Below are 22549 nucleotides of genomic sequence, written 5' to 3'. Positions count from 1 at the left end.
TTATCTTATTTATCGCTTAAGTTTAATGGTTAGTCGCTTAATTGTTGATTAAAATGGGCTATTTTAGGCGCTCAAAATCGTTTCAATGATGGTTTTTGCACCGTCTTTAGCGATTTTTTGTTGCAATTGGTTGCTGATAGTGGTGAGGTTTTTATTGCCTTGATCGTCTTTTTGGTTGAGCTTTCTGATGACTTCAAAGAGTTTTTTAGGCAATAATTCATTTTGAGGCACGACATAGCATAAGTTTTCTTTTTCAAATTCTAAGACATTGTAATACTGGTGGTTATTGCTCGCAAAAGGGTAGGGGATAAAAATCGTGGGTAAGCCATTGGCACACAATTCCCACACGCTGCTAGCACCCGCTCGGCTCACACACAAATCCGCTCTATGCATGACTTCTATGATGTTATTGTGGAAAGCGAACAATTCTACCTTGTCCAACAGCCCTAATTCCTGGTAAAAAAAACGCACTTGTTCATAAGAATTGGGGCCGCAAATGTGCGTGATTTTAATCCCTTGTTTGGTGAGTTTGGGAGCGTTTAATAACGCAAATTCATTGATCGCTTTTGCCCCTTGCGAACCGCCTAAAAATAAAATATGCTTGATTTCAGTGCGAGTCCTAGCAAAATCAAAAAAAGCGTTTTGCACGGGATAGGAGGTTAAAACATGATTTCCCTTATCTTTAAACGCATAGCTTGAAAACACCGCCTTAGCTTTTGGGGAAAGGTAGCGGTTAAGAGAGCCTTTAATCGCATTTTGCTCATGGATATAAAGGGGTATGTGATTGAGTAAGCTTGCAAAACTCGCCGGCCCTGCGCTAAAACCTCCCACGCTAATGGTGTGCGTGATCTGGTGTTTTTTTAAAATTTCTTTAGCCTTAAAAGCGGCTTTAACTTGCAAAAATAAAGAATTTATTTTTTTAAAAAAGCTTTTATTGACCACGCCTTGAGTGTTGAAAAAATAGCGTTCGCTAAATAAGGGGCTATTTTCAAACCATTCTCTATCTTGCCCATAAGTGGAGCCTAAATAAATAGCCTCTATGCCTTGCTTTTCTAATTCTATGGCTAAGGCTTTAGCGATAGAGAGATGCCCCCCTGTGCCTCCCCCTGTAAGAGCGAATTTCATGCTAAAACCCTTAAGCTCGTTCTCTTTCTTGAATCACAAAGCTTTTTAAAGGATCCCTAAAGCCAAAATCCGGATAATCCATCATAGAAAGTGCGACTTGAGCGCCAAAGCCATTTTTGGAATTAAACACTAAGGGGGCTAAGAAATTAACCATAGAATCTTCTAAATTTTTTTGCAACACGACCACGCAATACACCTCAACTTTGGAGTGAGAATCTAATTCTAGCAGTAATTCTATGTATTTGGGTATCACAAAGCTGTATTCCCTCAAACAATAGGGATTCACTAAGACCATATCCAACGCCATGGGCGAGTTCGTTTGACTAACCAATCGGCTGAATAAGGAATCAATTTTTTCCAAACGCACCTCATTGATATGCTCAAACCCTAAAATAGGGGCTTTTAAAAAGTAATTCACTGGACTATCCTTTTTAATTTAAATGCTTTGTTGTATAATTTTAAAAAAATACGCAACAATTGAAAGCGTAAAAGCAAAAGGCGTTCCAAAAACCAACCATTTTTGAAAGAACGCTCTATTTTAGGATAATAATAATAATGAAACAAGAATCCACCACTTACCAGCCCCAAGAAATAGAAAAAAAGATTTATGAAATTTGCTCTCATAGGGGGTATTTTGAAATTGATGGCAATGAAAAAATCCAAGAAAAAGGCAAACGATTTTGCTTGATGATGCCCCCTCCTAATGTGACCGGTATTTTACACATAGGGCATGCTTTAACTTTAAGCTTGCAAGATATTTTAGCGCGCTACAAACGCATGGACGGGTATAAGACTTTGTATCAGCCCGGGCTTGATCACGCCGGCATTGCGACGCAAAATGTTGTGGAAAAGCAGCTTTTAAGTCAAGGGATTAAAAAAGAAGATTTAGGGCGTGAAGAGTTCATTAAAAAAGTGTGGGAATGGAAAGAAAAGAGCGGGGGAGCGATTTTAGAGCAAATGAAGCGTTTAGGCGTGAGCGCGGCTTTTTCTAGGACTCGTTTCACGATGGATAAGGGCTTGCAAAGAGCGGTTAAATTGGCGTTTTTGAAATGGTATGAACAAGGTCTCATCGTTCAAGATAACTACATGGTGAATTGGTGCACTAAAGATGGGGCATTGAGCGATATTGAAGTGGAGTATGAAGAGCGTAAGGGGGCGTTGTATTATATTAGATATTATTTAGAAAATCAAAAAGATTATTTAGTGGTGGCTACCACACGCCCTGAAACTTTGTTTGGCGATAGCGCGCTTATGGTCAATCCTAACGATGAGAGATACAAGCATTTAGTGGGGCAAAAAGCGATCCTGCCTTTAATCAATCGCACAATCCCTATTATCGCTGATGCACATGTGGAAATGGAGTTTGGCACAGGGTGTGTGAAGGTTACCCCTGGGCATGATTTTAACGATTACGAAGTGGGCAAACGCCACCATTTGGAGATGATTAAAATCTTTGATGAAAAGGGGATTTTAAACGCGCATTGCGGGGAGTTTGAAAATTTAGAGCGATTAGAGGCCAGAGATAAGGTCGTAGAAAAATTAAAAGAAAACGCCTTATTAGAAAAGATAGAAGAGCATATGCATCAAGTGGGGCATTGCTATCGTTGTCATAATGTGGTAGAGCCTTATGTGTCTAAGCAGTGGTTTGTCAAGCCTGAGATCGCTCAAAGTTCTATTGAAAAAATCCAACAGGGTTTAGCGCGATTCTACCCTTCTAATTGGATCAATAATTATAACGCTTGGATGAGGGAATTACGCCCTTGGTGTATCAGCAGGCAATTGTTTTGGGGGCATCAAATACCGGTATTTACTTGTGAAAATAACCACCAGTTTGTAAGCCTAGACACCCCCTTAAGTTGCCCTACTTGTAAGAGTGGAAAACTAGAGCAAGATAAAGATGTGCTAGACACTTGGTTCAGTTCAGGGCTATGGGCGTTTTCTACTTTGGGGTGGGGGCAAGAAAAAAGCGATTTGTTTAATGAAAACGATTTGAAGGATTTCTACCCTAACACAACGCTCATTACCGGGTTTGACATCCTCTTTTTTTGGGTGGCTAGGATGCTTTTTTGCAGCGAATCGCTTTTAGGCGAATTGCCCTTTAAAGATATTTACTTGCACGCCTTAGTCAGGGATGAAAAGGGTGAAAAAATGAGCAAATCTAAAGGTAATGTGATCGATCCTTTAGAAATGATAGAAAAATACGGCGCGGATAGCTTGCGTTTCACTTTAGCCAATTTGTGCGCTACGGGCAGGGACATTAAGCTTTCTATTGTGCATTTAGAAAATAACAAGAATTTCGCCAACAAGATTTTCAATGCGGTGAGTTATTTGAAACTCAAACAAGAAGCTTTTAAAGACAGGGAGCGTTTGAGTGAATACCAAACGCCTTTGGGGCGTTATGCGAAATCGCGCTTAAATTTTGTGACTAAAGAGACTCGTAACGCTTTAGATAACTACCGCTTTAATGATGCGACGACTTTGTTATACCGCTTTTTGTGGGGGGAATTTTGCGATTGGTTCATTGAATTTTCTAAAGTGGAAAATGAAGCGATAGACGAATTAGGGAGCGTGTTAAAAGAGGCTTTAAAACTCTTGCACCCTTTCATGCCCTTTATCAGCGAGTCTTTATACCACAAGCTCAGCAATACGGAACTAGAAAACACTGAATCTATCATGGTCATGCCTTACCCTAAAGATTTAGTGCAAGATGAAAAATTAGAGCATGAATTTGAAGTGATCAAAGATTGCATTGTGTCTTTAAGGCGTTTAAAAATCATGCTAGAAACCCCACCGATTGTTTTAAAAGAAGCGAGCGTGGGGTTAAGGGAAGCCATAGAAAACACCGAGCGTTTGCAAACTTACGCCCAAAAATTAGCGAGATTAGAAAAAGTCAGCGTGATTAGTTCTAAGCCTTTAAAAAGCGTGAGCGATGTGGGGGAATTTTGCCAAACTTATGCGAATTTAGAAAATCTTGATTTAAGCCCGCTGGTTGCTCGTTTAAAAAAGCAGCTAGAAAAACTGGAAAAAGAAAAACTAAAACTCAATTTGCACAATGAAAATTTTGTCAAAAACGCGCCTAAAAGCGTGCTGGAAAAAGCCAAAGAGAGTTTAAAAACGCTTTTAGAAAAAGAAAGTAAAATTAAGCAAGAATTGGATTTGTTAGAACAACCATAATAAAAGGATAGAAAATGTTTCAAGCATTAAGCGATGGGTTTAAAAACGCGCTCAATAAAATCCGCTTTCAAGACGATGAAAAAGCGCTAGATCGGGCGTTAGACGAATTGAAAAAAACGCTTTTAAAAAACGATGTGCATCATAAAGTGGCTAGAGAATTGCTCAAAAAAGTGGAAAGCCAGACTAAACTTAATGGCATTGGCAAGCAGCAATTTTTAGACGCTTTAGAAAAGAGTTTGTTGGAAATTTTAAGCGCTAAAGGGAGCAGTGGTTTCACTTTCGCTCAAACGCCCCCCACCGTGGTTTTAATGGCCGGTTTGCAAGGGAGCGGTAAGACAACCACTACCGCTAAACTCGCTCATTATTTAAAAACCAAAAATAAAAAAGTGCTTTTATGCGCATGCGATTTGCAACGCTTAGCGGCGGTGGAGCAATTAAAGGTTTTGGGCGAACAGGTGGGCGTGGAAGTGTTTTATGAAGAAAATAAAAGCGTGAAAGAAATCGCCAACAACGCTTTAAAAAGGGCTAAAGAAGCGCAATTTGATGTTTTACTCGTGGATAGCGCGGGGCGTTTAGCCATTGATAAAGAGCTTATGCAAGAATTAAAAGAAGTTAAAGAAATCTTAAACCCCCATGAAGTGCTGTATGTCGCAGACGCGTTGAGCGGGCAAGATGGGGTCAAAAGCGCGAACACCTTTAACGAAGAAATAGGCGTGAGCGGGGTGGTGTTAAGCAAATTTGATAGCGATTCTAAAGGGGGTATCGCTTTAGGCATCACTTATCAATTAGGCTTACCCTTGCGTTTTATTGGGAGCGGGGAAAAAATCCCTGATTTAGATGTGTTTGTACCTGAAAGGATTGTGGGGCGTTTGATGGGGGCTGGAGATATTATCTCGCTCGCTGAAAAAACCGCTAGCGTTTTAAACCCTAATGAAGCCAAAGATTTGAGCAAAAAACTCAAAAAAGGGCAATTCACTTTCAACGATTTTTTAAACCAGATTGAAAAAGTGAAAAAATTAGGCTCTATGAGTTCTCTAATCTCTATGATTCCAGGTTTAGGGAATATGGCAAGCGCGCTGAAAGACACGGATTTAGAAAGCTCTTTAGAGGTGAAAAAAATCAAGGCTATGGTCAATTCCATGACCAAAAAAGAGCAAGAAAACCCTGAAATTTTAAACGGCAGCCGAAGAAAAAGGATCGCTTTAGGGAGCGGCTTAGAAGTGTCTGAAATCAACCGCATCATCAAACGCTTTGATCAAGCGAGCAAAATGGCGAAACGCTTAACCAATAAAAAGGGTATTAGCGATTTGATGAATCTCATGAGTCAGGCTAAAAATCAAACGCCCCCTAAAATGCACTAACTTTTAAGCATGTTTTAGGCGCTTTTGTTGTATAATCTCAAATTTAATATGAATATTTTAGGAGATTTTTGTAATGACAGTCATTAGACTCACGCGCATCGGGAGAAAGAAAAAGCCTTTTTACAGAGTGGTGGTAACCGATTCTAGGAAAAGAAGGGATGGAGGCTGGATTGAATCCATTGGGTATTACAACCCTTTAAGCGAGCCTAAAGATATTAAGATTGATAAGGAGCGCTTGGATTATTGGAAAGGCGTGGGGGCTAAAATGAGCGAGAGGGTGGAAAAGCTTTCTCAAAAAGCCTAAGGTTTTGTGAGGTTAAATGCGCGAATTAGATCCTTTGAACACGCCTTTTTCTCAAGCTGATTGTAAGGACTATTCGTATTGTGTGGCAACTTTTTTAGAAAAATATTTAAAAAAGGTTGTTTCTTTTCCGCAAGCTTTGAGCGTAGAGCACACGCTTTTAGAAGATAAAGTCAAACAAATCACTATTTATACCCACCCATCAGACATGGGGCATGTGATTGGTAAAGAGGGCAAAATGGTGAGTGCGATTAAGGCGTTTGTTTCTGGTGTGAAAGCCAAAGACGGGTTTTCTTATAAAATCGTTGTTTTTGCCAGTAAAAATAGCGATCAAACGCCTTGAATGGTTTCTATGCTTTTAGTGGGCAGAATTGGTAAAAGCGTGGGGCTTAATGGGGGGTTAAAGCTTCATTTAGAGAGCGATTTTCCGGAGTGCTTAAAAAAAGGCGTTAAGGTGAGTGTCGCTCCCTTGAACGCTTTCTCTCGCGCTTCTTCTTTTAAAGAATATACAATCCATTCTTATGAACATGCCAAAAATTTGTTGTTTTTAGAAACTATCCACACGCCCGAAAAGGCTAAAGAGCTGACTAATTTAGGGCTTTTTATGAGCGAAGCAGAGAGTAAAAAACTCTGTGTTTTAAAAGAGGGCGAGTTTTTTTATTGCGATTTAATAGGGCTTAGCGTGGTGGAAGAAAACGAGATTCTAGGAAAAGTCATAGAAATCCAAAGGATTTCTCAAACAGATTATTTCATGGTTGAAACCACGCTGAACTTGGTTGAAAAAGGTTTGGCTAAGATTTTTTTAATCCCTTATAGGGATTTTTATATCCAAGAAATCCTTTTGCAAGACAAAAAAATAACCACCCATAACGCTAAAACGCTTTTAGAGAATAGTTGAGTGAAATTCAGCGTTTTAACCCTTTTCCCGCAACTCATCTTGCCTTATTTTGAAGATTCTATTTTAAAAAGAGCGTTAGAAAAAAATCTTTTTGAATTAGAAGTGTTAAACCTTAGAGATTTTAGCGCTAATAAATTTCAAAAAGCGGATCACACGCTCATTGGTGGGGGTGCAGGGCAAATTTTAGACCCTGAGATGGTAGAAAACGCGCTCCATTTTGTTAAAAACCCTAAACACACGATTTTTTTAAGCGCGGTGGGCAAGCCTTTCAAGCAAATAGACGCGATGCGTTTGGCTCAAAAAAAGCATGTCGTTTTGGTGTGCGGGCGTTATGAGGGCTTTGATGAACGCTCTATTGAATTGAGCGCTGATGAGGTTTTTTGTATAGGCGATTTTATTTTAACAGGGGGCGAGCTTGGGGCGTTGTGCTTGATAGATAGTATCGCTCGCCACATTCAAGGGGTTTTGGGTAACGCCCAATCTTTAGAAAATGAGAGTTTTGAAAATAATTATTTGGAGGCCCCTAATTTCGCTAACGCTGTTTTTAAATCCAAAGAAATCAATAAAATCCCTGCTCCTTTAGAATATTCTAAAGGAAATCATGCTAAAATCAAGCAACTAAAACTTGATTTGTCAAAATTAAGGACAAAATTTTACCGCCTTGATTTATTCAAACAGCACAAATCATGAAATTGACATTAAGGAAAACACATGAAAAACCGCTACATTCAGCAGTTTGAAGACACTCAATTAAAAGACAAGACCATGCCAGCGTTTAAAGCTGGCGATACTTTGAGATTGGGTATCACCATTAAAGAAGGCGAAAAAACACGAACTCAGTATTTTGAAGGCGTGTGCATTGCGATTAGAGGCAATGGCGTGGATAAGGCTTTTTGCGTGCGTAAAATAGGGGCTAACAATATCGGCGTGGAGAAAATTTTCCCTTTTTATAGCGAAAGTTTGGCGAGCGTTGAGGTGTTGCGTGTGGGCAGGGTACGCCGCGCGAAGCTCTACTACTTGCGCGATAGGAGAGGTAAGGCAGCAAGGATTAAAGAAGTCCGCCATTAATTTCTGTTAAGATTCTTTTATCCATCATGCTGATGGGTAGAACGCTCTTTAGGGGTTGAAATCCGTTTTTTAACCGCTCCTCTTAAAATTAGCGTAAAACTTTTTAAATGGATTGGATTGGCTTGAAAAAGAGTTTTTTAATCCCTTTTTAGTTTTACCACCAACTTTTTTAAAACTCTAAACTCTTTTTAGCGTTGGTGTTCGTTTTTTTTCAAGGCAAAGCTTTAATCGCTTCTTTTCTAGCTTGCTGTTTGTTAAACTGAATTTTTGGCTCTGTTTTTTAATGGGGCGTTGGTTGTCAAATTTTAAAAAAGGTTAAAAAGCGTTTTTTACCATCAAAATACAAAAAGCCTGATGCAAGTTAAACGATAACTCCTTAAAAAAAGCGATCAGGTTAAGGGGGATTTAAAGGGTTTGAAAGAACATTAAAGCGCGAAATATCCCCTCATATTCTCAAGAAAGTTTTACTATAAAGTTTTTAAAAAATGAAAGAAATTAATTAAGGCTTTGAGTGTCTGTTTGATGAGAACAGAACCTTTATTTTAAAAAACAAGGCATGTTTAAATCCCCATGCTATACTCAACCCTTATGGCAAAATTCATATTTTGGGAGAAAGCATGGAAAAAACTGAAACCACGATTTTTGTGGATTGGGAAAATCTTCTCGCCGATTTGAAAGCAATCCAAGAAACGGATGAGCGTTTAAAAGAGCCTAATTTTAATTTCAACAATCCCGATCAACTCTTAGCGCTAATCCGTTCGTTTTTGGAGCCTGAAGAGGAATTGAAGCGGATCTATTTTTATGTATCTGAGCCTTTCACAGAAGTTGAACCTAGAATCAAGGGCAATAAAAACGAAGAACTTGAGGAGTATAAAGAGAAGAATCCTAAAGATTATGAGGAAAGAGTGAATAAATCAGGGATTATCCAATCTTTCAACCATGTGATCGCCCAACAAAATCAAGTGAAATTACGAGTCGGGCGGGTAAAGTTCAAATTCGTATATAAGTTCGAAGACAAAGAAGTCTATAATGGTCTAGAAGCCAAGATTTTCATACCTTACTTAAAGTTGCGTCAAAAACAAGTTGATGCGCTGTTGGCGCACGATATTACCAAGCTATATTGCACCAAACAAGGAGGGTGTATTTTGCTGTTCAGCAGGGATACCGATTTTGTGCTTGTGTTAGAAGCCGCTTGGGAGAAAGGCTTTGAAGTCTTCATCGCCAACATTCAAGAAAGCCCCAATTCTGTTCCTTCAGACTTGAAGAAGTCTTGCAATGTGAGAGAACGCAGTGTCGCTGACATTGTAGATAATTTGCCTCAGCACACCCCCAAGAAAAAGAACTCTTCCACCAACGAGTCTTTTAACAACCCATTTAAAGACCAACTCTTTAAGAAGAACTAACACGATCCCCCACCAAGGGGACAAAAAAGCACCCATTTTAAAAGGGTTAGCTTAAGCGGATTTTTCTAATCCATGATTTCATTTTTTGCTCTCTATTATGGAGTTATTTTTGAAAACGGAGATAAATTAGCACTTATAGTAGTGGTTTTATGGGGAATGTGTGCGTGTTTTTGGCGGTATTTAGATTTCTCAAAACCCAATCGTTTTAAAATTTTAACTTACTCTGTCAAAAATTTTTATAGTTTAAGCAAACCTTAAGCTTTCTATGACTATACTTTCATTTCCTTGTTTCAGCAAGGGCTTTTAAAAAGCCGCTTGATAACTTACAAGGATAGCTGATTAAAAGCAAACGATCTTTGAAAACTAAGCAAATTGATAGAAGTTTTTTTTAAAGGGATATTCTAAATGATTTAAGGATGACTTATTATAAAAAGAGTGAGGGTTTCAATAACTTTCATTCTTTTATAAGAAATTCTTATCCAACCAGTGCCAATCAATTTCATTGATTATGATGATTATATCATTTATATCATTATGATTGATGACTGAATGGCATGAGAGTATTTTAAGGTTAGCGTTTGGCTAAACCTTTTTGAAAAGTTTCTTTCTGTTTTGTTGTTGTAATACTTAAGAACACAACCCGTTTTATTCAATAAAGTATAAAACGAGTTCTTGTGATACGCTAAAGCTATTATTAGAAATAATGATAGCCTATCAAAAAACAAAAGAGCTTTAGGACAAACACTTTTATGGAGAGTTTGATCCTGGCTCAGAGTGAACGCTGGCGGCGTGCCTAATACATGCAAGTCGAACGATGAAGCTTCTAGCTTGCTAGAGTGCTGATTAGTGGCGCACGGGTGAGTAACGCATAGGTCATGTGCCTCTTAGTTTGGGATAGCCATTGGAAACGATGATTAATACCAGATACTCCCTACGGGGGAAAGATTTATCGCTAAGAGATCAGCCTATGTCCTATCAGCTTGTTGGTAAGGTAATGGCTTACCAAGGCTATGACGGGTATCCGGCCTGAGAGGGTGAACGGACACACTGGAACTGAGACACGGTCCAGACTCCTACGGGAGGCAGCAGTAGGGAATATTGCTCAATGGGGGAAACCCTGAAGCAGCAACGCCGCGTGGAGGATGAAGGTTTTAGGATTGTAAACTCCTTTTGTTAGAGAAGATAATGACGGTATCTAACGAATAAGCACCGGCTAACTCCGTGCCAGCAGCCGCGGTAATACGGAGGGTGCAAGCGTTACTCGGAATCACTGGGCGTAAAGAGCGCGTAGGCGGGATAGTCAGTCAGGTGTGAAATCCTATGGCTTAACCATAGAACTGCATTTGAAACTACTATTCTAGAGTGTGGGAGAGGTAGGTGGAATTCTTGGTGTAGGGGTAAAATCCGTAGAGATCAAGAGGAATACTCATTGCGAAGGCGACCTGCTGGAACATTACTGACGCTGATTGCGCGAAAGCGTGGGGAGCAAACAGGATTAGATACCCTGGTAGTCCACGCCCTAAACGATGGATGCTAGTTGTTGGAGGGCTTAGTCTCTCCAGTAATGCAGCTAACGCATTAAGCATCCCGCCTGGGGAGTACGGTCGCAAGATTAAAACTCAAAGGAATAGACGGGGACCCGCACAAGCGGTGGAGCATGTGGTTTAATTCGAAGATACACGAAGAACCTTACCTAGGCTTGACATTGAGAGAATCTGCTAGAAATAGTGGAGTGTCTGGCTTGCTAGACCTTGAAAACAGGTGCTGCACGGCTGTCGTCAGCTCGTGTCGTGAGATGTTGGGTTAAGTCCCGCAACGAGCGCAACCCCCTTTCTTAGTTGCTAACAGGTCATGCTGAGAACTCTAAGGATACTGCCTCCGTAAGGAGGAGGAAGGTGGGGACGACGTCAAGTCATCATGGCCCTTACGCCTAGGGCTACACACGTGCTACAATGGGGTGCACAAAGAGAAGCAATACTGCGAAGTGGAGCCAATCTTCAAAACGCCTCTCAGTTCGGATTGTAGGCTGCAACTCGCCTGCATGAAGCTGGAATCGCTAGTAATCGCAAATCAGCCATGTTGCGGTGAATACGTTCCCGGGTCTTGTACTCACCGCCCGTCACACCATGGGAGTTGTGTTTGCCTTAAGTCAGGATGCTAAATTGGCTACTGCCCACGGCACACACAGCGACTGGGGTGAAGTCGTAACAAGGTAACCGTAGGTGAACCTGCGGTTGGATCACCTCCTTTCTAGAGAAAAGCTTTTAACATTCGCTTGTTAAAAGCCAAAGAGTATTACCTGACAAAAGAACTTCTTGTTGCTTAGTTTTGAAAGATTGAGCTTTTCTTTCTTTTTTACTTCTTGATTTTGTTTAATTCTTGTTTGCTTATTGTTTGTTATTTCTTAATGCTTATATTTTTAGTTGTTGGTGTCTTTATATTTAATGTTTAATGTGTTTAGTTTACTTGTTGTTTGTTATTTCTTACTTATTGCGTTTTAATTTTTATTTCTTAATGTTTGATTTTTGCTTTTGGTGTTTTAAACGCTCAAGGATTTGGGTTTTAATTTCTTTCGGATCTAATTGAACAAGTTGTTGGTATTCAAAATTGCGTGCTTGAAAATCAATGCAATGCAATAACTCAAAAATAATAGAATCGTTTTCATAGGGGGCAACTAGGCACATGCCAGAATAATGGAATTGAGTGCAAGAAAGCGCAATAAATGCGAATAGGGGATTTTCATTATGTGGGTTGAGTTTGATAAGACTTCCAAAAGCAATTGGTTTTATACTTTTGTTTTCATCAGATTGGCTTTGTAAAATAACTTATTCTAAAAAATGATTGATGAGTGGCACTCTATCTTAAATTAAACTGATCTCATTCTATTATAAAATATAAAAAACCAAATCTTAAAGGAAAATCATGCAAGAAAATCAAATCACATGCCCCAAGTGTCAAACGCTCATTGATGTGAGAGAAGCGCTATACAAACAGATTGAGTTAGAAAATCAAAATAAGTTTTTAGCCCAACAAAAAGAGTTTGAAAAAGAGGTGAATGAAAAAAGAGCACAGTATCTAAGCGATTTCAAAAATTTAGAGCAAAAAGAAGAGGCCCTAAAAGAGCGAGCAAAAGAGCAACAGGCCAAATTTGATGAGGCGGTCAAACAAGCGAGCGCTTTAGCTTTGCAAGATGAAAGGGCTAAAATCATTGAAGAAGCCAGAAAAAACGCTTTTTTAGAGCAGCAAAAAGGCTTGGAATTGTTGCAAAAAGAATTGGATGAGAAGTCCAAACAAGTTCAGGAATTGCACCAAAAAGAAGCGGAAATTGAAAGGCTAAAAAGAGAAAATAACGAAGCAGAGAGCCGATTGAAAGCGGAAAATGAAAAAAAATTGAATGAAAAATTGGAAACGGAAAGGGAAAAAATAGAAAAAGCTTTGCATGAAAAAAATGAATTGAAATTCAAGCAGCAAGAAGAGCAATTAGAAATGTTAAGAAACGAGTTGAAAAACGCTCAAAGAAAGGCAGAATTAAGCTCACAGCAATTCCAAGGCGAGGTGCAAGAATTGGCGATTGAAGAGTTTTTGAGGCAAAAATTCCCCCTAGATAGTGTTGAAGAAATCAAAAAAGGGCAAAGAGGGGGCGATTGCATTCAAGTGGTGCATACTAGGGAATTTCAAAATTGCGGGAAAATTTATTATGAGAGCAAACGCACTAAAGAATTCCAAAAAGCTTGGGTGGAAAAGCTTAAAAGCGACATGCGAGAGATTGGGGCTGATGTAGGGGTCATTGTGAGTGAAGCGTTGCCTAAAGAGATGGAGAGGATGGGGTTATTTGAAGGGGTGTGGGTGTGTTCGTTTGAAGAGTTTAAGGGGTTGAGCGCGGTGTTAAGAGAGGGGGTTATTCAAGTAGGTTTGGCTAAAAAAAGTCAGGAAAATAAGGGCGATAAAGTGAATCTGCTCTATCATTATTTGACAAGCTCTGAATTTTCTATGCAAGTGAATGCGATTATAGAGGGGTTTGAGCAATTGAGAGCGGATTTAGAAAGCGAAAAACGCGCGATGAATAGGATCTGGAAAAGCAGGGAAAAACAAATTGACAAAGTGTTTGAGGGTACGATTAACATGTATGGCTCTATTAAGGGCATTGCGGGTAATGCTATTGGGCAAGTGAAGGCGCTAGAGCTTGGGTATGATGGGGAAGATTTAGAGTGATATAATTTTGTATCTAATTGAGTTGTATAAGAAAAATTAAAGAAAAAAGCGAGAAAAAACATGGCGATCAATATCAAAAAGATAAAATCTTTTAAGGCGTTTTGTGGTTTAGACATGATTGAAATGGATGAGTTTGGACGCTATAATATCATTTTTGGAAATAATGGGCGTGGAAAAACAAGCTTGACAAGGGCTTTTGAGCTACTGATTTCAAAAAATAAGCACATTGAAAAGTATCGCACCATTTCTGCTGATAAATCCCCAAGCATTGAATTTGAATGCAAAGATGGAAGCTATACAATAGAGCCAAATAGCAATATTGGAGCACCATCTTTTAAGGTTGAAATCTATAATAGCGATTTTTTGCACAATAACACGCCTTTCAATAGTGAGTTTGGACTTAAAAAGCTAGATGATGGCACTATCATTTTAGAAGGCTCGGTTTTAGGCGAAGAAACGAAAGAAATCAATCAATTAAAAGATTATAGGGGGAAAGTAGAAAAAAGACAAAAAAAAATTAAAGATGAGAACAGCGCTGAAACTTTGACCGCTAAACAAAAAAGTGAAATTGAAAAATATAAGGAAGAAATAGAAAAAATACGAAAAAAAGTGATTTCAAGGACTATTCAAATAACACTAAATGAGATTGAAATAAATAATTCCTGTAAAGTGTCAAAGGATAAATTTAAATATCAAGAAGATGTATTAATGAAACTGGAAAAAGATTTTAACGAATTGGATGAAGCCATGAAAAAATTTGATGGTTTAAAAGAAATGGAATTGCCTAAAGATTATCAAACAATAAAAGATAAGTTAGAATTTTTATTTTCCTTTGATATAGATAAAGAGGCAGGGGAAGTTTCAAAGAAAATTAAAGAGCATATTAGAAAGGTTGGAAGAGAGTTTATTGAGAAAGGAATAAAATTACAAAAAGAAATGCCTGATAATGCATGCCCTTTTTGCACTCAAAAAATTCCCCATGAGATTATTCAAGCTTATACAAGTTACTTTAATGAGAGCGTTGAAAAATTTAATCAATGCTCTTTAGAAGTGAGTGGGACTTTAAAAAATATTTTAGACCAATGGAATATAAAGGAAATATTGCAATCATTTGAAAAATTTGAACCTTTCATGAAGAAAGACTTTTCAAAAAATAAGGAAAGTTTAGAAAATGCGTTAGAGCAAATAAAAGTTTTATTAGAAAAACTTCAAAAAGAAGTGGATAAAAAAGAGGGAGCTAAAAATAAGGAAGAATTTCAAAAGATAGATAAAAAATTGTTGGAAATTCAAGAAAATATCCAAAAGCATGTTAATGAGACTAGAAAAATTTTAAACCAAAAGAAAGAACAAAAAGAGAAATTAGAAAAATTAAAAACCGATCTGAAAGAAGCAAGGATTAAAAAGGCTAAACATGATAGCTACGATTGGCAAAAGATCAAAAAAGAGGCCGAGATAAAACTATCAGTTTTAAATCGTGGGTATGAGAGATTAAATTGCCTTTTAGAAAAAATTGACAATAAACTCAAAGAGTTAAATGATCAAAAACGCCCTGATATTGAAATCATTAATAACTATCTTAAAGTTTTAAATTTGCCTAAATATTCTTTGAATAAAGACTATAGAATTGTTTTAAATTCTGATGCTTTAGAAAATAGTGAGGCTAAGATGATTTTAAGCGATGGTGAAAAAACTAAAAACAAGGAATAGCATGTGCATCGTATTTATGGGAACGCCGGGGTTTGCTGAAGTGATCTTAAGGGCGTTAGTTGGAGATAAAGACATAGAAGTGGTGGGGCTATTCACTCAAAGGGACAAACCTTTTGGGCGCAAAAAAGAATTGAAAGCCCCAGAGACTAAAACATACATTTTAGAAAATCATTTAAATATCCCCATTTTCCAACCGCAAAGTTTGAAAGAGCCTGAAGTTCAAATTTTAAAAGGTTTGAAGCCTGATTTTATCGTGGTGGTGGCTTATGGTAAGATTTTGCCTAAAGAGGTTTTAGCCATCGCTCCTTGCATTAATGTGCATGCGTCGTTATTGCCCAAATACAGGGGGGCTTCGCCCATTCATGAGATGATACTCAATGACGATAGGATTTATGGTATAAGCACCATGCTTATGGATTTGGAATTGGATAGCGGGGATATTTTAGAAAGCGCTTCTTTTTTAAGAGAAGATTATTTGGATTTAGACGCTTTAAGTTTAAAATTAGCGCATATGGGAGCGGATTTACTTCTTTCAACGCTCAAAAATTTCTCTTCCATCACAAGAAAACCTCAAGATCATATGCAGGCTAGTTTTTGTAAAAAAATCACCAAAGCCGATGGTTTAGTGGGTTTTAAAGACGCTAAAAGCTTGTTTTTAAAATCGCTTGCGTTTAAATCTTGGCCAGAAATCTTTTTAGAAAATAGCCTTAAACTTTTAGATGTAGAATTGGTGGAGAATGAAAAGAGCCACAAGGAAGGCGAGATTTTAGAAATTGATGAAAAAGGCGTTCTTGTGGGTTGCTTGAAGGGTAGCGTGCGTATAGCAAGGTTGCAAGCGGTGGGTAAAAAGCCTTTGAAAGCGAAGGATTATTTGAATGGCAAGCGTTTGAAAATAGGCGGTATTTTGGCATGAGAAAATGCGAAAAAAGGGTTTTTGAGAGTTTGCCTTCCACGCAAACTTATCTTTTAGAAAAACTTAAAAACGATGGACTCAAAGCCCCTGTTTTGATTGTGGCTAAAAACCAAAGCGCTGGGATAGGCAGTAGGGGGAATATTTGGGAGAGTGCAAAAAGCGCTTTGACTTTTTCGCTCGCTTTAAACGCAAGCGATTTGCCTAACGATTTACCCATGCAAGCGAACGCTTTGTATTTAGGGTTTTTATTCAAGGAAGTTTTAAAAGAGCTAGGCTCTCAAACATGGCTTAAATGGCCTAACGACTTGTATTTGGGGGGTCAAAAAATAGGGGGCGTGCTGGTTAATGTTTATAAAGACATGCGGGTGTGCGGCATTGGCGTGAATAGGGTTTCAAAGAAATGGGCATGTTTAGATATTGGCGCGAGCGACGATTTGATTATAGAGGGCTTTTTAAAAAAAATAGAAGAAAATCTGTTTTGGGGGGAAGTTTTAAGTAAGTATGCGTTAGAATTCCATAAAAACCACTCTTTTAGCTTCCATAATGATTGCAATGAAGCGGTGAGTTTGAAAGATGCGGAATTGTTAGAAGACGGTCGCATTTTGATTAAAGATAAGATATATAGTAGGATGTGAGTATGGTGAATGAAATCATTGCAGTGGCTAATCAAAAAGGGGGTGTGGGCAAAACGACAACAGCGGTTAATTTATCGGCTTCTTTAGCGGTGCATGAAAAAAAAATCTTGTTGATTGATTTTGACCCTCAAGCCAACGCCACTTCAAGCTTGGGTTTTAGGCGCGATAAAATTGATTATGATATTTATCATGTGCTGATTGGCCGTAAGCAAATTTCTCAAGTGATCTTAAAAACCCAAATGCCTTTTTTGGATTTAGTGCCTTCTAATTTGGGTTTGGCCGGGTTTGAAAAAACCTTTTATGACAGCCAAGATGAGAACAAACGAGGCGAGCTCATGCTCAAAAACGCTTTAGAGAGTGTGGTGGGGCTTTATGATTATATTATTATTGATTCCCCGCCAGCTCTAGGGCCTCTCACGATCAATTCGCTTTCAGCAGCCCATTCGGTGATCATTCCTATCCAATGCGAATTTTTCGCCCTTGAAGGCACTAAATTATTGCTTAACACCATTAGAATGTTGCAAAAAAGCACGAACCCTAAGCTCAAAATCAGAGGGTTTTTACCCACAATGCATGTCCCTCAGCTCAATTTGACAAAAGGGGTTTTAGCGGAATTGTTTAAGTATTTTGACTCAGAGTTTTTTAGAGATTCAGTTACAGGAGAGTATATTATGATCCCTAAAAGCGTGAAACTAGCAGAATCGCCTAGTTTTGGTAAGCCCATCTTGCTCTATGATATTAAATCTAATGGCAGTATCGCTTATCAAAAATTAGCTCAAAGCATTCTTCAAGGGTAGCATATGGCAAAAAATAAAGTGTTGGGTAGGGGTTTAGCGGATATTTTCCCTGAAATCAATGAAGTGTATGAGCAAGGGCTGTATGAAAGAGCGAATCGGGTTGTGGAGCTTGGTATTGATGAGGTGATGCCTAATCCTTACCAGCCCAGGAAGGTCTTTAGCGAAGATTCTTTAGAAGAATTAGCGCAATCCATTAAAGAACATGGTTTGTTGCAACCGGTTTTGGTGGTGAGTGAGAACGGGCGTTACCATTTGATCGCTGGTGAAAGGCGTTTAAGAGCGAGCAAATTGGCTAAAATGCCTACGATTAAAGCGATTGTTGTGGATATTGAGCAAGAAAAAATGCGTGAAGTCGCTTTGATTGAAAATATCCAGCGAGAAGATTTAAACCCTTTGGAGTTGGCTAGATCTTATAAAGAATTGCTTGAAAGCTATCAAATGACCCAAGAAGAGCTGTCTAAAATCGTTAAAAAATCCAGAGCCCATGTGGCTAATATCATGCGTTTATTGACGCTCTCTTCTAAGGTTCAAAACGCTCTTTTAGAAGAAAAAATCACTTCAGGGCATGCAAAAGTTTTGGTGGGTTTAGATGGAGAAAAACAAGAATTGATTTTAAATTCCATCATAGGGCAGAAACTCAGCGTGCGCCAGACGGAAGATTTAGTGCGTGATTTTAAAATAAACGCAAATTTTGAAAATAAAAAACATGGTTTCAAGCAAACCCAAACGCTCATCGCTGAAGATGAATTAGAACGCTTTAATCAAAGTTTGTGGGATCATTACAAGCTTAAAGCGGCTTTGAAAGGGAATAAAATCATTTTACGATGTTATGAAAATTCTCTTTTAGAGGCTTTTATGAAAAAAATGATGTCTTAATGCTTAGATATTCTCAATTTTTAAGCGATTTTTTGTTAAGATAGAGTTAATGTTTTTATAACAAATGCGAGTTTCAAATATTTTGTAGGATTTTAGGAAAGAAATAGGTTATGAATATATCGGTTAACCCCTATTTAATGGCGGTCGTTTTTATAGTGTTTGTGTTATTGTTGTGGGCGATGAATGTTTGGGTGTATAGACCTTTGTTGGCTTTTATGGATAACAGACAGGCAGAGATAAAGGATAGCTTGGCTAAAATCAAAACGGATAATGCCCAAAGTGTGGAGATTGGTCATCAAATTGAGACTCTTCTTAAAGAAGCGGCTGAAAAGCGTAGGGAAATGATAGCAGAAGCGATTCAAAAAGCTACAGAGTCCTATGACGCTGTGATCAAGCAAAAAGAGAACGAACTCAATCAAGAGTTTGAAGCGTTTGCGAAGCAATTACAAAATGAAAAGCAAGTCTTAAAAGAGCAGTTGCAAGTGCAAATGCCGGTATTTGAAGACGAATTAAACAAGCGTGTGGCTATGGGTTTAGGGAGTTGATGGATGGTGTTAGTTAAAATGGTGTTAGGGTTTTTAATCCTTTTAAGCCCTTTGTGTGCTACTGGATTGGATATTTCACAAACAGATATTATAGAGCGATCTTTAAATTTCCTCTTATTTGCGGGGATTTTGTGGTATTTTTTGGCTAAAAAACTGCGAGCGTTTTTGCACTCCAAAAGCCTTGAAATCTCCAAACGATTAGAAGAGATTCAAGCCCAACTTAAAGTGAGTAAAGAAAATAAGAAAAAACTCCTTAAGGAATTAGAGCAAGCCAAAGAAAAAGCTGAATTAATTATTTCTGATGCGAATAAAGAAGCTTACACGATCACGCAAAAATACGAATTGCAAACCAAAATGGATGTGGAAAATTTGATCAAAAATTCTAAGGCGTTGATGGATTTAGAAGTTAAAAAGATCAAAAGAGAGCTGGTTGAAAGCGTTTTTAAAGATCTAAGAGAGAGCAAAAAAGTCTCTTTCAATGCACAAGATTGCGTGAATATTTTGAAACAAAGGCTTTAAATGCAAGATTTAAAAGTGATCTCTAAGCATTATGCTAAGGCGTTGAAAAACCACACTAAAAGCGATTTAGCGTTATTGGAAGAAATTGTTGTGGGGCTTAAAAATGCAATAGAAGCCATAAAATTGCACAAACTCAACCAGGTGTTAGCCCATGTTTCTTTAAAAGTGAAAAAAGAGGTTGTGTTTGAAATCTTAGAAAAAATAACTTCCACAAAAGCATGTTCAGTGTTAAAGCCTGTAATGGAAGTGGTGTTAAAAAATAACAGGCTTGAGATGCTGGAATTGATCATTCAAGAGCTGTCTTTTGATTCTAAAAAGACTTTAGAAGCCACGCTTTTAGTCCCACAAAAGCTTGAAAATAATGAGCTGGAAGCCGTGCAGCAAAAATTGCAAGCACGTTTTAACGCTCCTGTAGAAATCGCTCAAGACACTTGGTCTAAAAAAGGGGTTTCTTTGAGCGTTTCAAGCCTGGATTTAGAAATAGGCTTTTCTAAAGAAGATATTTTAAAGAAAATAGAAAAACAGGTTATTCAATCTATTTAATCAATCTAAGGAGATAAAGATAATGTCCCAACTAAAATTGGAAGAAATCAGCTCGGTTATTGAAGAAAAGATCAAGAATTTTGAACTTGATTGCGATATGGCTGAAGTCGGCAAGGTCGTTTCATACGCTGATGGTGTGGCTAAGGTTTATGGCTTAAATGGTGTGATGTCGTATGAAGTGCTGGAGTTTGAAACAGGGGATAAAGGCGTTGCAGCTAACTTAGAAGAAGATAGCGTTGGCGTGATTGTGTTTGGTTTTGGCAACAATATTAAAGAGGGGACTGGCGTTAAACGCACGAAGAATTTGATGAAAGTTCCTGTTGGCGATGCGGTTGTAGGGCGTGTGCTAAACGCTTTGGGTGAGCCTATTGATGGCAAGGGTGAGATAGAAACGAATGAGTTTAGCCTAATAGAGCAAAAAGCCCCAGGCATTATGGACAGAAAATCGGTGCATGAGCCTTTACAAACTGGCATTAAAGCCATTGATGCGTTGGTGCCTATTGGGCGCGGGCAAAGGGAATTGATCATTGGGGATAAACAAACCGGTAAAACCACCGTAGCGATCGATGCAATCATTAACCAAAAAGGGCAAAATGTGATCTGTATCTATGTGGCTATTGGGCAAAAAGAATCCACTGTCGCGCAAGTGGTCCGCAAATTAGAAGAATACGGAGCGATGGAATACAGCGTCGTGATCAACGCTTCGGCTTCCGATTCAGCTGCGATGCAATATTTAGCCCCTTATTCAGGTGTGGCTATGGGGGAATACTTTAGAGATCATGCCCGCCATGCCCTAATCATTTATGATGATTTGAGTAAGCATGCTGTCGCTTACAGAGAAATTTCTTTGATTTTGAGAAGACCCCCAGGTAGGGAGGCTTTTCCTGGAGATGTGTTTTATATCCACTCACGGCTTTTAGAAAGAGCGGCTAAACTTTGCGATGAAAAGGGTGCCGGCTCTTTGACCGCACTCCCTATTGTGGAAACTCAAGCGGGCGATGTTTCAGCTTATATCCCTACGAATATCATTTCTATTACAGACGGGCAAATTTTCTTAGAAACGGATTTGTTTTATTCAGGGATCCGCCCGGCTATTAATGTGGGCTTGTCGGTTTCAAGGGTTGGAGGGGCCGCTCAAATCAAAGCGACCAAGCAGGTTTCAGGGACTTTGCGCCTGGATTTAGCGCAATACAGAGAGTTGCAAGCCTTCACGCAATTCGCTTCTGATTTAGATGAAGCGAGTAAAAAGCAATTAGAAAGGGGGCAACGCATGGTGGAAGTGCTGAAACAAGCCCCTTATTCGCCCTTGCCCATTGAAAAGCAAGTGGTCATTATTTACGCTGGGGCTAAGGGCTTTTTAGACAGCGTGAGCGTGAAAAAAGTCGTGGATTTTGAAGAGCAACTGCACCCTTTCTTGGAAGCAAAATACCCCCAAGTTTTAGAAGAAATCCACACTAAAAAAGCGCTGGATAAGGATTTAGAAGCCATGCTAAGAAAAGTCTTAGAGGAATTTAAGCTCACTTATAGCGAGTAGGAGACGGCTAGAATATGGCGAATTTAAGAGACATTAGAAAGAAAATTGGAAGCGTTAAAAACACGCAAAAAATCACGCATGCGATGAAGCTCGTTTCCACTTCCAAGCTAAGAAAAGCCGAAGAAGTTGCAAGAAATTCTAGAGCGTATGCACTGAAACTAGACGCCGTGTTTGATGATGTGCTATCCAAGATGAAAAATCAAGGGATTGAAGACATTCAAAGCAAGTATTTTAGGGAACTAGAAAGACTTGAAATCAAAAAAGTGGATATTATTTTTATCACAGCCGATAAGGGGCTTTGTGGGGGTTTTAACACCAATACCATTAAAAAAGTTTTAGCATGCACGAATGAATACAAAGAAAAAGACATTAAAGTGCGTTTGCGCGGTATTGGTAAAAAGGGCAATGAGTATTTTAGCTTTAATGGGATAGAGGTTTTAGACAAGATCAATAATTTGAGTTCTATGCCTAATTATGAACGCGCGCAGGAATTCATGAAAAAAGTGGTAGAGGATTATTTGAGTGGGAAAACCGATAAGGTGATTATCATTCATAATGGCTTTAAAAACATGATCACTCAAGAAATAAGAGTCAAAACAATTTTGCCTATTGGGTATAAAATCATCCACCAAAACCCCCAGCCTAGTGAGACGCAAGAGACTATTACCAGCGAGCCAAGTGGGAGTGAATATGAAATTTTAGACTCTTTGGCAGAAAAATATGTGGAGTATAGTTTATACTATGCTTTGATTGATTCTTTAGCCGCAGAGCATAGCGCTAGAATGCAGGCTATGGATACAGCGACGAATAACGCTAAAGATTTGGTTAAAACTTTAACCATTTCTTATAATAAAGCCAGACAAGAGGCGATTACGACCGAGCTAGTAGAAATCAATGCTGGCGTAGAAGCCCTAAAATAAAAATTACATTAAAATAAG

The 22549-nt window shown here is 38.6% G+C and carries 21 protein-coding genes, 1 rRNA gene and 1 pseudogene; 21 read left to right on the top strand and 2 right to left on the bottom strand.

Going from position 1 to position 22549, the window contains the following annotated elements:
- Positions 1 to 63: 63 nt before the first annotated feature.
- A complete protein-coding gene (murG, locus tag HG567_RS05490; protein ID WP_202163723.1) occupies positions 64 to 1125 on the bottom strand; it encodes an undecaprenyldiphospho-muramoylpentapeptide beta-N-acetylglucosaminyltransferase in 1062 nt (353 codons plus the stop codon).
- Between the two features lie 10 nt (positions 1126 to 1135).
- Positions 1136 to 1543: a flagellar assembly protein FliW gene (gene fliW / locus HG567_RS05485; RefSeq protein ID WP_001105858.1), complete on the bottom strand. Its 408-nt coding sequence runs from the start codon at positions 1541 to 1543 to the stop codon at positions 1136 to 1138.
- Between the two features lie 137 nt (positions 1544 to 1680).
- Between fliW and valS the strand changes: the two genes are divergently transcribed.
- The 21 genes and pseudogenes from valS to atpG all read left to right on the top strand — a co-directional run bounded on the left by valS (position 1681) and on the right by atpG (position 22531).
- Complete coding sequence (gene valS / locus HG567_RS05480; protein ID WP_202163722.1) at positions 1681 to 4299, top strand: valine--tRNA ligase; 2619 nt, start codon at positions 1681 to 1683, stop codon at positions 4297 to 4299.
- 14 nt (positions 4300 to 4313) lie between these two features.
- The gene (gene ffh / locus HG567_RS05475) at positions 4314 to 5660 is read left to right on the top strand and encodes a signal recognition particle protein (RefSeq protein ID WP_202139453.1); all 1347 of its coding nucleotides are present in this window, start codon (positions 4314 to 4316) and stop codon (positions 5658 to 5660) included.
- A gap of 73 nt (positions 5661 to 5733) precedes the next feature.
- Positions 5734 to 5964, top strand: coding sequence for a 30S ribosomal protein S16 (gene rpsP / locus HG567_RS05470; RefSeq protein ID WP_000216122.1), 231 nt, complete (start codon positions 5734 to 5736; stop codon positions 5962 to 5964).
- A gap of 16 nt (positions 5965 to 5980) precedes the next feature.
- Positions 5981 to 6304, top strand: coding sequence for a KH domain-containing protein (locus HG567_RS05465; protein ID WP_001208515.1), 324 nt, complete (start codon positions 5981 to 5983; stop codon positions 6302 to 6304).
- Complete coding sequence (gene rimM, locus HG567_RS05460) at positions 6305 to 6859, top strand: ribosome maturation factor RimM (RefSeq protein ID WP_202139452.1); 555 nt, start codon at positions 6305 to 6307, stop codon at positions 6857 to 6859. It abuts the gene before it with no gap.
- Positions 6860 to 7549 carry a tRNA (guanosine(37)-N1)-methyltransferase TrmD gene (gene trmD, locus HG567_RS05455; protein ID WP_202139451.1) on the top strand — a complete coding sequence of 230 codons (690 nt, stop codon included), beginning with the start codon at positions 6860 to 6862 and terminating at the stop codon, positions 7547 to 7549.
- A 21-nt stretch (positions 7550 to 7570) separates the two neighbouring features.
- A complete protein-coding gene (gene rplS, locus HG567_RS05450) occupies positions 7571 to 7927 on the top strand; it encodes a 50S ribosomal protein L19 (RefSeq protein ID WP_202139450.1) in 357 nt (118 codons plus the stop codon).
- Between the two features lie 617 nt (positions 7928 to 8544).
- Positions 8545 to 9330, top strand: coding sequence for an NYN domain-containing protein (locus HG567_RS05445; protein WP_202139449.1), 786 nt, complete (start codon positions 8545 to 8547; stop codon positions 9328 to 9330).
- A 72-nt stretch (positions 9331 to 9402) separates the two neighbouring features.
- Entirely contained in the window at positions 9403 to 9588 is a 186-nt protein-coding gene (locus tag HG567_RS07960) for a hypothetical protein (protein ID WP_183004680.1), read from the top strand.
- A 488-nt stretch (positions 9589 to 10076) separates the two neighbouring features.
- Positions 10077 to 11580: ribosomal RNA gene (locus HG567_RS05430) — 16S ribosomal RNA — on the top strand.
- 672 nt (positions 11581 to 12252) lie between these two features.
- Positions 12253 to 13542 (top strand): DUF2130 domain-containing protein, encoded by a 1290-nt coding sequence (locus tag HG567_RS05425; RefSeq protein ID WP_202139448.1) that lies wholly within the window; start codon positions 12253 to 12255, stop codon positions 13540 to 13542.
- 60 nt (positions 13543 to 13602) lie between these two features.
- A pseudogene (locus HG567_RS05420) lies at positions 13603 to 15234 on the top strand (AAA family ATPase); the annotation flags it as partial.
- 16 nt (positions 15235 to 15250) lie between these two features.
- Positions 15251 to 16162: a methionyl-tRNA formyltransferase gene (gene fmt / locus HG567_RS05415; RefSeq protein WP_421812929.1), complete on the top strand. Its 912-nt coding sequence runs from the start codon at positions 15251 to 15253 to the stop codon at positions 16160 to 16162.
- Positions 16159 to 16797: a biotin--[acetyl-CoA-carboxylase] ligase gene (locus HG567_RS05410; protein ID WP_202139446.1), complete on the top strand. Its 639-nt coding sequence runs from the start codon at positions 16159 to 16161 to the stop codon at positions 16795 to 16797. The genes fmt and HG567_RS05410 overlap by 4 nt, the downstream gene beginning before the upstream one ends.
- Before the next feature lie 5 nt (positions 16798 to 16802).
- Positions 16803 to 17594: a chromosome partitioning ATPase Soj gene (gene soj / locus HG567_RS05405; protein WP_202140245.1), complete on the top strand. Its 792-nt coding sequence runs from the start codon at positions 16803 to 16805 to the stop codon at positions 17592 to 17594.
- Between the two features lie 3 nt (positions 17595 to 17597).
- Entirely contained in the window at positions 17598 to 18470 is an 873-nt protein-coding gene (locus tag HG567_RS05400) for a ParB/RepB/Spo0J family partition protein (RefSeq protein ID WP_202139445.1), read from the top strand.
- Between the two features lie 110 nt (positions 18471 to 18580).
- A complete protein-coding gene (locus HG567_RS05395; RefSeq protein WP_128069776.1) occupies positions 18581 to 19015 on the top strand; it encodes a FoF1 ATP synthase subunit B' in 435 nt (144 codons plus the stop codon).
- Positions 19016 to 19018: 3 nt separating this feature from the next.
- Positions 19019 to 19534, top strand: coding sequence for a F0F1 ATP synthase subunit B (locus HG567_RS05390; RefSeq protein WP_000244688.1), 516 nt, complete (start codon positions 19019 to 19021; stop codon positions 19532 to 19534).
- Positions 19535 to 20077: a F0F1 ATP synthase subunit delta gene (locus HG567_RS05385; RefSeq protein ID WP_202139444.1), complete on the top strand. Its 543-nt coding sequence runs from the start codon at positions 19535 to 19537 to the stop codon at positions 20075 to 20077.
- A gap of 22 nt (positions 20078 to 20099) precedes the next feature.
- Positions 20100 to 21611, top strand: coding sequence for a F0F1 ATP synthase subunit alpha (gene atpA, locus HG567_RS05380; protein WP_000080476.1), 1512 nt, complete (start codon positions 20100 to 20102; stop codon positions 21609 to 21611).
- Between the two features lie 14 nt (positions 21612 to 21625).
- A complete protein-coding gene (gene atpG, locus HG567_RS05375) occupies positions 21626 to 22531 on the top strand; it encodes an ATP synthase F1 subunit gamma (RefSeq protein ID WP_139519236.1) in 906 nt (301 codons plus the stop codon).
- The last annotated feature ends 18 nt before the right edge of the window (positions 22532 to 22549 follow it).

Source organism: Helicobacter pylori (genome assembly GCF_016755635.1).
Taxonomy (GTDB): Bacteria; Campylobacterota; Campylobacteria; order Campylobacterales; family Helicobacteraceae; genus Helicobacter; species Helicobacter pylori_CQ.
This window is presented reverse-complemented; position numbering and strand designations above follow the sequence as displayed.

Bases quoted from the DNA above. Each gene is read 5' to 3' on its own strand.
- HG567_RS05400 (WP_202139445.1), top strand. From the start codon at position 17,598: ATGGCAAAAAATAAAGTGTTGGGTAGGGGTTTAGCGGATATTTTCCCT.
- rpsP (WP_000216122.1), top strand. From the start codon at position 5,734: ATGACAGTCATTAGACTCACGCGCATCGGGAGAAAGAAAAAGCCTTTT.
- rimM (WP_202139452.1), top strand. From the start codon at position 6,305: ATGGTTTCTATGCTTTTAGTGGGCAGAATTGGTAAAAGCGTGGGGCTT.
- HG567_RS07960 (WP_183004680.1), top strand. From the start codon at position 9,403: ATGATTTCATTTTTTGCTCTCTATTATGGAGTTATTTTTGAAAACGGA.
- atpG (WP_139519236.1), top strand. From the start codon at position 21,626: ATGGCGAATTTAAGAGACATTAGAAAGAAAATTGGAAGCGTTAAAAAC.
- valS (WP_202163722.1), top strand. From the start codon at position 1,681: ATGAAACAAGAATCCACCACTTACCAGCCCCAAGAAATAGAAAAAAAG.
- HG567_RS05385 (WP_202139444.1), top strand. From the start codon at position 19,535: ATGCAAGATTTAAAAGTGATCTCTAAGCATTATGCTAAGGCGTTGAAA.
- HG567_RS05445 (WP_202139449.1), top strand. From the start codon at position 8,545: ATGGAAAAAACTGAAACCACGATTTTTGTGGATTGGGAAAATCTTCTC.
- HG567_RS05465 (WP_001208515.1), top strand. From the start codon at position 5,981: ATGCGCGAATTAGATCCTTTGAACACGCCTTTTTCTCAAGCTGATTGT.
- atpA (WP_000080476.1), top strand. From the start codon at position 20,100: ATGTCCCAACTAAAATTGGAAGAAATCAGCTCGGTTATTGAAGAAAAG.
- HG567_RS05425 (WP_202139448.1), top strand. From the start codon at position 12,253: ATGCAAGAAAATCAAATCACATGCCCCAAGTGTCAAACGCTCATTGAT.
- HG567_RS05410 (WP_202139446.1), top strand. From the start codon at position 16,159: ATGAGAAAATGCGAAAAAAGGGTTTTTGAGAGTTTGCCTTCCACGCAA.
- HG567_RS05395 (WP_128069776.1), top strand. From the start codon at position 18,581: ATGAATATATCGGTTAACCCCTATTTAATGGCGGTCGTTTTTATAGTG.
- ffh (WP_202139453.1), top strand. From the start codon at position 4,314: ATGTTTCAAGCATTAAGCGATGGGTTTAAAAACGCGCTCAATAAAATC.
- HG567_RS05390 (WP_000244688.1), top strand. From the start codon at position 19,019: ATGGTGTTAGTTAAAATGGTGTTAGGGTTTTTAATCCTTTTAAGCCCT.
- fmt (WP_421812929.1), top strand. From the start codon at position 15,251: ATGTGCATCGTATTTATGGGAACGCCGGGGTTTGCTGAAGTGATCTTA.
- murG (WP_202163723.1), bottom strand. From the start codon at position 1,125: ATGAAATTCGCTCTTACAGGGGGAGGCACAGGGGGGCATCTCTCTATC.
- rplS (WP_202139450.1), top strand. From the start codon at position 7,571: ATGAAAAACCGCTACATTCAGCAGTTTGAAGACACTCAATTAAAAGAC.